General features: G+C 58.7%; 2 protein-coding genes. Both read right to left on the bottom strand.

The genetic code is table 11. The annotated features are described in order from the left end of the window. Positions 1–73 precede the first annotated feature (73 nt). On the bottom strand, positions 74–868 hold the full coding sequence (gene istB / locus ACIK7D_RS27700; RefSeq protein WP_006699171.1) for an IS21-like element helper ATPase IstB: 795 nt from the start codon (positions 866–868) through the stop codon (positions 74–76). Beyond that, positions 858–2,390, bottom strand: coding sequence for an IS21 family transposase (gene istA, locus ACIK7D_RS27695; RefSeq protein WP_400158167.1), 1,533 nt, complete (start codon positions 2,388–2,390; stop codon positions 858–860). Before istA ends, istB begins: the two co-directional genes overlap by 11 nt. Between the last annotated feature and the right edge of the window lie 114 nt (positions 2,391–2,504).

The following is a 2,504-nucleotide window of genomic DNA, read 5'->3' as shown; positions in this document are numbered from 1 at the left end:
ATGTTGGTTTCCGCGCAGAACTGAGCCGGTTTTTCCACCGAGAAGTGAGCCACCTCTGAGTATGGTTTTGTGATCAGGCTTTGGTCAAGGGATTGGCCTTTTCTCCTCTCTTCTGTGCTGCTGCAGCCGAACTGGCTTTGAAGCGGAAGCTGTCGTTACCGGTTTCCAGGATGTGGCAACGGTGGGTCAGGCGATCGAGCAGAGCTGTCGTCATCTTGGCGTCGCCGAAGACCGTGGCCCATTCGCTGAAGCTGAGGTTGGTGGTGATGACGACACTGGTGCGCTCATAGAGCTTGCTCAGCAGGTGGAATAGCAGCGCTCCGCCGGAAGCACTGAACGGAAGGTATCCGAGTTCATCAAGGATCAGCAGATCGAGACGGACCAGCGTCTCGGCGATCTGGCCTGCCTTGCCCTTTGCCTTCTCCTGCTCGAGCGCATTGACCAATTCGATGGTCGAGAAGAAGCGGACTTTTCGGCGATGATGCTCGATAGCCTGAACGCCGAGAGCGGTCGCGACGTGTGTTTTGCCTGTACCCGGCCCACCGACGAGGACAATGTTCTGCGCTCCGTCCATGAACTCGCATCGATGCAACTGACGCACCGTCGCTTCGTTGATTTCGCTGGCGGCGAAGTCGTAGCCAGAGATGTCCTTATAGGCAGGAAAGCGCGCTGCCTTCATATGATAGGCAATCGACCGGACCTCGCGCTCAGCCATCTCGGCTTTCAGCAATTGAGACAGGATCGGCACGGCCGCATCGAAGGCCGGTGCTCCTTGCTCGATCAGGTCGGTGACCGCTTGGGCCATGCCATACATCTTCAGACTACGGAGCATGATGACGACGGCGGCGCTGGCAGGATCATGACGCATGACGACCTCCCACGATCCGGACACGCAGGCCATCATAGCGCTCCACATTTGCCTTGGGTTCACGCAACAAGGTCAGCGCCTGTGGCGTGTCGATATCAGGACCGTCGGTTGTCTTCCCATCGATCAGACGATGCAGCAGGTTCAGCACATGCGTCTTGGTCGCGACGCCTTGATCCAGAGCCAGCTCCACAGCCCTGACGACAACCTGTTCGTCGTGATGAAGGACGAGAGCGAGGATGTCAGCCATCTCACGATCACCACCGGGGCGGCGAAGCATCTGGTCCTGCAGTTGTCGAAAGCCCAGCGGCAATTCCAGGAAGGGAGCACCATTGCGCAGGGCACCAGGCTTGCGTTGGATAACGGCAAGGTAATGCCGCCAATCATAAATCGTTCGCGGTGGTTTGTCGTGACTGCGTTCTATGATCCGTGGATGTTCGCAGAGGATATTGCCCTCGGCTGCAACGACCAGCCGCTCAGGATAAATCCGCAGGCTGACGGGCCGGTTAGCAAAGGAGGCCGGCACGCTGTAGCGGTTCCGTTCGAAGGTGATCAGGCATGTCGGCGAGACACGCTTGCTCTGCTCGACGAAGCCATCAAACATGGCGGGCAATGCCATCAAAGCAGGCTGCTCATCAGCCCAAACATCGGCGATCGAACCGGGCAGGCTCCCGTGTGGTGTCTCCTGCCACAGGTCTTGGCAATGCTGCTCCAGCCACAGATTCAACGCTGCCAAATCCGGGAAGTCCGGCATCTGTTGCCACAGGCGTGGTCGGGCATCCTGAACGTTCTTCTCGACCTGTCCCTTCTCCCAGCCTGCGGCGGGATTGCAGAACTCTGGCGCAAAAACGTAGTGGTTCGTCATCGCAAGGAACCGGATGTTGACCTGTCGCTCCTTGCCCCGGCCGACGCGATCGACCGCTGTCTTCATATTATCGTAGATGCCGCGAGCAGGGACGCCGCCGAACACACGGAAGCCGTGCCAATGGGCGTCAAACAGCATCTCGTGCGTTTGCAGCAGATACGCCCTGACCAGAAAAGCCCGACTGTGCGATAGCTTGATATGCGCGACCTGCAGCTTCGTGCGCTCGCCGCCAATGACGGCATAGTCCTCACTCCAATCGAATTGGAATGCTTCGCCTGGGCGGAAAGACAGCGGAACGAATATGCCGCGGCCCGTCGTCTGCTGCTCACGTTGTCGTTCCGCTCGCCAATCACGGGCGAAGGCGGCAACCCGACCATAGGAGCCGGTAAAGCCGAGAGCCACCAGATCGGCATGAACCTGCTTCAGTGTTCGTCGCTGCTTGCGCGACTTCCCGGCCTCTGTCTTCAGCCAGGCCGCCAGCTTGTCGGCAAAAGGGTCAAGCTTGCTAGGCCGTTCCGGTACCGTGAATGTTGGTTCGATTGTACCGGCGTTCAGATACTTCGCGATCGTGTTCCGCGACAGTCCCGTGCGCCGGCTGATCTCGCGGATCGACTGCTTCTCGCGCAGCGCCATCCGACGGATGATATTTAAAAGTCCCATGTGGATCACTCCGTTGCCCCCGTCGCTCTCCGCGTTGGGGGGGAAGGTTCACATGGCTCAATTCTCAATGGAAATTATGCGCCTAACCGGCTCAGTTCTGCGCGGAAACCAACA

This window comes from Agrobacterium sp. P15N1-A (assembly GCF_044626815.1).
GTDB lineage: Bacteria > Pseudomonadota > Alphaproteobacteria > Rhizobiales > Rhizobiaceae > Agrobacterium > Agrobacterium leguminum.
The sequence above is the reverse complement of the archived record's forward strand: the minus strand, read 5'-3'. Positions and strand labels throughout refer to the sequence as shown.